This window comes from Pseudomonadota bacterium (assembly GCA_018817425.1).
Lineage (GTDB): Bacteria > Desulfobacterota > Desulfobacteria > Desulfobacterales > RPRI01 > RPRI01.
Genome location: JAHITX010000062.1, coordinates 1 through 6,544, shown reverse-complemented (window position 1 = coordinate 6,544; position 6,544 = coordinate 1). Strand labels below are relative to the sequence as shown.

Annotated in this window: 5 protein-coding genes; 1 reads left to right on the top strand and 4 read right to left on the bottom strand. The window is 37.6% G+C overall.

Annotation, left to right across the window (positions count from 1 at the left end):
* Positions 1 to 97: 97 nt before the first annotated feature.
* Together KKC46_10910 and KKC46_10905 are read right to left on the bottom strand one after the other, a co-directional pair.
* Positions 98 to 1,345, bottom strand: a complete 1,248-nt coding sequence (locus tag KKC46_10910; GenBank protein ID MBU1054324.1) for a DEAD/DEAH box helicase — start codon at positions 1,343 to 1,345, stop codon at positions 98 to 100.
* Positions 1,346 to 1,742: 397 nt separating this feature from the next.
* Positions 1,743 to 3,401: a GGDEF domain-containing protein gene (locus tag KKC46_10905; GenBank protein MBU1054323.1), complete on the bottom strand. Its 1,659-nt coding sequence runs from the start codon at positions 3,399 to 3,401 to the stop codon at positions 1,743 to 1,745.
* 206 nt (positions 3,402 to 3,607) lie between these two features.
* Between KKC46_10905 and KKC46_10900 the strand changes: the two genes are divergently transcribed.
* Positions 3,608 to 3,796, top strand: a complete 189-nt coding sequence (locus tag KKC46_10900; protein ID MBU1054322.1) for a hypothetical protein — start codon at positions 3,608 to 3,610, stop codon at positions 3,794 to 3,796.
* A 179-nt stretch (positions 3,797 to 3,975) separates the two neighbouring features.
* Here the strand turns inward: KKC46_10900 and KKC46_10895 are convergent, their stop codons facing one another.
* Together KKC46_10895 and KKC46_10890 are read right to left on the bottom strand one after the other, a co-directional pair.
* Complete coding sequence (locus KKC46_10895; protein MBU1054321.1) at positions 3,976 to 5,625, bottom strand: hypothetical protein; 1,650 nt, start codon at positions 5,623 to 5,625, stop codon at positions 3,976 to 3,978.
* Positions 5,626 to 6,311: 686 nt separating this feature from the next.
* A partial coding sequence (locus KKC46_10890) for a PEP-CTERM sorting domain-containing protein (protein ID MBU1054320.1) occupies positions 6,312 to 6,544 on the bottom strand: 233 nt, incomplete at its 5' end.

Sequence of the window (6,544 nt, the reverse complement as noted above, 5' to 3'; positions counted from 1 at the left end):
CTTTCAGGCTCAATAATTTAAGTGGGTTATGTGGCATGCAAACTTGACCAATTACTGGCAAAGTTTATAACTGGCTGAATTTAATCAATTGTTTTTTTTAAATATAATTTGATTTATTCTTCTTCGCGAATGTCGGGCTAACATGCCTCTTGTTACCTATTTTATGCCGTGTTCTCAAAGATGAAGGCACAGACCTCCCTTTATTTGCTTTTTGAGGAGCAGGCGTATTATAGTCGAAATCCGCCAAGGTACGGCACTCAACTTTTGAACCAATAACACGATCAATGGCATTGACCATTTGCTTGTCATCGCTTGTAATCAAAGTAAATGCATCTCCGTTTTGTTCCGCCCGCCCTGTCCTGCCGATACGATGAATATACGCATCCGGGGTATCAGGAATATCATAATTGATAACGTGAGAGATCTTACATACATCAATGCCGCGCGCAGCAATATCTGTGGCTACCAGCACTTGAAATGTTCCTTTGCGGAAGCCGTCAAGAGCGGCCTGACGACGGCCCTGTGAAAGATTCCCCTGAAGCGATGTGGAACTAATACCGGCCTTGATAAGTTGTTCATCCAGGTGTTTGGCACGGTGCTTGGTACGCGTGAACACCAGCACGGATTTGGAGTTGATATTGCCCAGAAGTTTCAGCAAAAACGCTGTTTTCAAATGCTGCGCCACAGGATAATGGGCGTGACTGACGGTATCTGCAGGTGCGGTTTCACCTATCTTTATTGTTATCGGGTCATTAAGAATGTCTTTAGCCAGGCCGTGAATTTCATTGGGCATGGTGGCTGAAAACAAAAGCGTTTGCCGCTGTGCCGGGAGATGTTTCAATATTCGTCGGATGTCCGGAAGAAATCCCATATCAAACATATGATCAGCTTCATCAATGACAAGTACTTCTACCCGGTTGAGTTTGATCGTTCCACGGTTCACGTGGTCAAGAAGCCTGCCTGGGCAGGCAACAACAATTTCTGCACCCTGATTCAGTTTTTTGATTTGAGTATTTATATTCACTCCGCCATAGATGCTAACACTTCTGATACGGGTCTTATTACCCAGACAATTGATGGTATCATGAATCTGTTCAGCTAATTCCCTGGTAGGAGTAATAATCAGGGAACGAACACCACCACGTTTGCCTTGCATTAACCGGTTTAAAATCGGCAGCGCGAAAGCCGCCGTCTTGCCGGTACCGGTCTGGGCCAGGCCTATAATGTCGCGTCCTTTAGTAACATACGGGATCGCTTTGGTCTGGATAGGGGTTGGTGTGACATACCCGGCAGCGGCTATACCTGCTTCAAGGCCGGGGTTTAAATTAAATGCTTTAAATTCCATAAATTCCTTTTATATTGAACCGATCTCAAATATAGTAATTGATTACACCGCTTTAAGGACTCACAGGATATCAATATAAATAGAGACAAACTTAAGCAGGTGTTTAAAGTAGTAAAATGATAGGATCGATAAGGAGGCTTTGAGACCGGCTATGTATTAAAATTAAAAAGCCCCGAACTTTTTCCGGGGCTTAAGATATCGACTTTTTCATCTTTTCATCCAAGAACAGCAATTGTTGTATGTCACTTTATCCCGGCAAGTTCTCGATTGTCAACTAAAATCAAAATAAAATCAAAAATATAGCAATGATATAGAGACAAAGAAGCTTCAATTTTAAATATGTCAGGGAATGTCAAACCTAACAAGAAAACTGGCGTTTGCCCAACTATCAGGATATTTAGTCGCTTTCTATGTCTTCCGCAGCAAGCTCTGAAGAAAATAGTGAAAACATATTCTTCCCACTGCGTTTGGAATGATACATAGCAATATCCGCTTGCCTGAGCAACTCTTCACCATCTTCGCTGTTGATGGGGAATAAACTGATGCCAATACTGGCTCCAATCCTGGCATTGCCTTGTGGCAATGTTATTTGCTTAGACAGCATAAGAATAATATTGCCGGCAGCTACATGGACTCCGTTATCGGTTTTCAAATGATCGATAATTACAGCAAATTCATCACCGCCTAAGCGAGCCACAGTATCGGATTCTCTAACACATTGCCTTAACCGGTCGGCAACTTCACATAGCAAGGCATCACCAGCTTCATGACCAAAAGAATCATTAATTTTCTTGAAACCGTCCAGATCTATATACAAAAGACCGAATCGGGTTTTATATCTCCTGCTTTGTTTTATAACAGTATCAAGCCTGTCATAAAACAGACGCCGGTTAGGCAGGTCAGTCAGAACATCATATAGAGCCATGGTCTTCATTCGATCCTGAGATATCCGCCTCTTGGTAATAGCAAAGGCCAGAAACCAGGAACCGGAGGCAATGATAAGAAATATTCCAGCCCCAAACCCAAAAAATTTCATCATTAAATGTGCAGCAAACTTATCGAATGTTTCTTTTGGAGTAAAAGAGACAAGATGCCAGTAATAGTCCCTGAAATTAATCTTTGTCTGAGTATTTCCAAAGTACTCTTTGGTCCCACTGCTAAAGAAATGCCCTTTATTTATCGGATATATAACCCTATAAGTAAATAAACCTTCGGGAGTAAGAATCTGTCCACTCTTTTGACGCTTTATCTCCTTCCAGGGCTCAGGATACAGATAGGAAAAAGAACGCTTTTCGTCTTTAAACATGAATCCCCATTCCTGATTGGGATCAGGGCTGAGCAACCAGTAGCCGTCAGCATTGAGTAGCATTGTCCGGCCCAGTGAAACCTGTTCCGAATCTATCAATTTCTTGAGCAGATCAGATCCAAGATAATTTAGCAAAACTATACCACACTTCAAACCTTTCGAATCAAAAGCCGGCGTTCCTATCCTGATCATGGGCTTTAAAGGCTGTTCGATCTGTTGATGTTCCACATTAAGATCAAAAGGCGAGATAAATACTTCTCCCTGTTCAAGCTGATAGCAATCCTTGAAATAATAGCGTTTTTGCTTGGACTGCAATTTATCTGAAACAATTCGGATAGGATTTCCCTGATTAAAATTAACCCTGACCTTTTCCACCCCATTTTGATCAAGAAAACGAATTTGATCATATATTTTTTTCTCAGCACTAAGATTGAGATATTCATTGGCAATTTCGTCCAGGCGGGCAGTGTTGCCTTCTGCCAGATATTCTTGCAGCTCATTCTGACGGCTCAAAAAAAACAGATCACCAACAATTGAATCAAAAAGATTTTCGATGGCTTTACTCTGCAGGTTAACCGAAAATTCCTCTTGGGTTTTAAGCTGTGACAGGCGAGTTTTTATTTCCGACCGGTAAAAGACCATCATCAAGCCGCTTATTACTGCTCCGGTAAGCATGAAAATACTGAAAAAAAGGTAAAGACTGCGGCGAAAACCATTGGCTGATGAATTCTGCTGTTTCGTTTCAGGCATAACAATCCTTTAAATACAGCCAGAAGATTAACAGATAATTCCTGCGCACCTGTAAAGATATCATAGCAAGTCCTATATTAGTATTTAGGCCAAGGTATGAGTTTAGATTTATGAAGTGTTTCCAAATATATGAAACTTAATAATGTGATTATTAAATTAACAAAAGCATTGTGGAAAAGCAAGAATAACTTCATAAGAGATTCCTCTTGAGGCAGAGCAAAGCAAAATCCACACTGGGCAATAATCTTTTTAATAAATTACTGAGCCAGTTTCAAAACGCCACATCTTGGCCGATCTCTGCGTTGGGCTCAAATTTAAATCCTCGAAATACTAAAGGTATTCCTGTGGTTGAAATTTTCTCCCGCCTTGAGCTTGACCAAACTGAAACGTTTTGAAAGTGGCTCTACTATCAAAACGTCTTTAGAATAACTTTTTATCTCTCACGGCTTACAACTGTTAAAACATAAGCCTGGATAGCGGATATAGAGTAAAACGAAGAGTATTTATAATTATATATTAGCCAGTTATATTATATTATATAACTGGCTAATATAAATAATTGAAAGTAAGATACTTAATTGTAGTGTGAATCTTCTATTTCTTCTCCCAAATAATATGAGCTTGTGCTTATTATCTCAGTTATGGAAAGAGTGGCAATGTCCATGAATTTAGAATAATTTGAGTCATTGGCAGGCACCATATCAACAACCCTGGCAAATAGATTTTCTCCAAATATTTCCCGATTTTGTTCCATACGTCTAATCCCGTAGTGCAGTGTTTTCCGCTGATCAATCCCAAGTTTGTTTAAAAGATTTTTTGTTGTCCATATAGCTCCGAAACGAGCCACATCCGAAAGCCGGCTGGCATAGTTTACTGTATCACCAAGAGCGGTAAATTCCATATTTGGCGAAGGAGTATTTACAAAATATTCCTGACCTTCATTTATAGCAATATTAAGATAAAGATCATTTAACCAGCCTTTTCGTGTTTTCCATTCCATGTTTAATTGTTTCATTTTTTCTCTTAACTCAAGCGCACAATAAATTGAATTTAATATATAATTACTGTTTTTTTCTTTAAGAAAATAAAAAACCATCCCATCGCTAACATGCTTACCATAAGTACCATGATATTTCTTAAAAATATCATGCATATACTTCCATATATCACGGATAAGTTCAAAATATTCCTCTGGCGGCAATTCTGCACAAATTCGGCTGGAATCCTGTAGATCTGCGACAAGTACGGAAAAAGAAACCAGAGAAGGCATCCGCTGTCTCATCAATTCCTGTATAATTTTTTGGCGGCTTATATCAAGATCAACAATGCCGTATAAAACATCATTCATATGTGCAAGTATAATTAAAATGCCCTCCCGAAAAACCACATGGTACGCATGATGGGGAAATGAATCCTTTTCATTATTTTCTCCCAATTTCAAATAAGTTGCATATCTTGATTCATTACCAAGAGGTTTAACATTGTCATATACATTTTGGAGCAACAGGGTTTCCTTTTCCGTAATATCGTTATAAAGCTTTTTTATGGAATTTTTTTGAATTGTATTTTTAACAAATTTCATAAGATACGATACAAGATCATTTACTTCTGTGTCTTGATCATTTAATAGCAAGCCCATTTTTGAGAACAACTTAAAAATATTTCGTTCTGATGCATCTTTGATCAATTTGATATCGAAATTGAATATATTTTTTTCAGCCTCAGCATTAATCCAATCAATTTCAAAATTATTATTTATAAGAAACGCAGGACAGTTGATATCATTTATGCTTAAATTCAATAATAAACCTTCCTGAATATTTCTTCCGGAATTATTATGTTGTATTTCAAAATCATCTGTTGGTTTTAGAAATTCCGCAGATTGTCGATCTGATGAGATATATTCTTCTACAACATGTTTATCACTTTCCGGTGTCCCGGATTGCGCAGCAGAATGTTTTCCGCTTAATATACTAACTATGCTCTCCATAGACATGCCTTCTTTCTTCATTCGTTGCACAGCTGAAATTGAGTCAATAACACTTGGAGGAAAATAGCCAATTTTTTTTGCACGCGAACTTGGATCATCCGGTTTTCTCACAATCGGTTTAGGAATTATTCCCATTTTAATATAATTATTGAGCGTAGCACGTGATATCCCGGTCATCTCGAAAAGCTCAACACTTGTTAACCATTTGCTATCAGCATGTTCGGAAGAAATCATGGCCTTACCTTATTTAGTATAAGTTCCGTATTAGTCCGGATTCAAAAGACTGTATAAATATCCAAAATAACTTAATCAGTATAATTACCCAAAATATATAAATAATATTTTATTGTCAATAACTATTATACTGTTTAAGTTCTATATGGGGTTATTGTATAATTATAGAATTATACTGTTTAATATAAATATGCGGGATCATAGCTATTGATTAGCTAATTATTTCTATATTAATTAAATAGTTATAATAGCATTGGTGCTATAATTGTTTAACATAATGCAATATTATGATAATGCTTATACAGTATAACTTTCAGGCACTAAATTATACAGTATAAACAGCTACCAAATAACAATAAAACTACATTTATACATTGAGTATTTATTGTTATTTAGACTGTATAAATATCTTTAGCTGGAATAATAAGCACAGCTGGAAGAAAATTATAAAAATGATGGTCTTGACGGCCCCACCAAACGCTATAGCAAAACCGGCACGGTTATCAAAGTTTATAATTATAAAAATGGCGAATTTGATAAATGTCGGAAAACAAATATAGCGCTAAGGCCGAATAACAAAGAAGAAGCTGGATTTGGGTAGCTTTTGCGGGGTTACCAAAAAAGACAAGGCAGAATATTTCAAAATGTTCTGCCTTGATTATTTAATGATATGAATGGAAAGCGTATTATTTATTAAATCGTCGCCTGAACCCGGCCAAACCAAACAGGCCTGATCCAAACAGAAGCATGGTAGCCGGTACAGGAACAGGGTTAGGGCTACCCACCTCACTGTACTCAAAATCATCAAGAACAAAGTCTTTATAGTAATAAGATTCCCAGGCAAAGAAACTCACTTGGTCAACAAGTATATCTGAGTAACTTGATGTGAAATTAATAACATCAGGACTCCCATTATTAT

What these genes read in the sequence shown, in the direction of transcription:
- KKC46_10910 (MBU1054324.1), bottom strand. Translation starts at nt 1,345, where the DNA reads ATGGAATTTAAAGCATTTAATTTAAACCCCGGCCTTGAAGCAGGTATA.
- KKC46_10905 (MBU1054323.1), bottom strand. Translation starts at nt 3,401, where the DNA reads ATGCCTGAAACGAAACAGCAGAATTCATCAGCCAATGGTTTTCGCCGC.
- KKC46_10895 (MBU1054321.1), bottom strand. Translation starts at nt 5,625, where the DNA reads ATGATTTCTTCCGAACATGCTGATAGCAAATGGTTAACAAGTGTTGAG.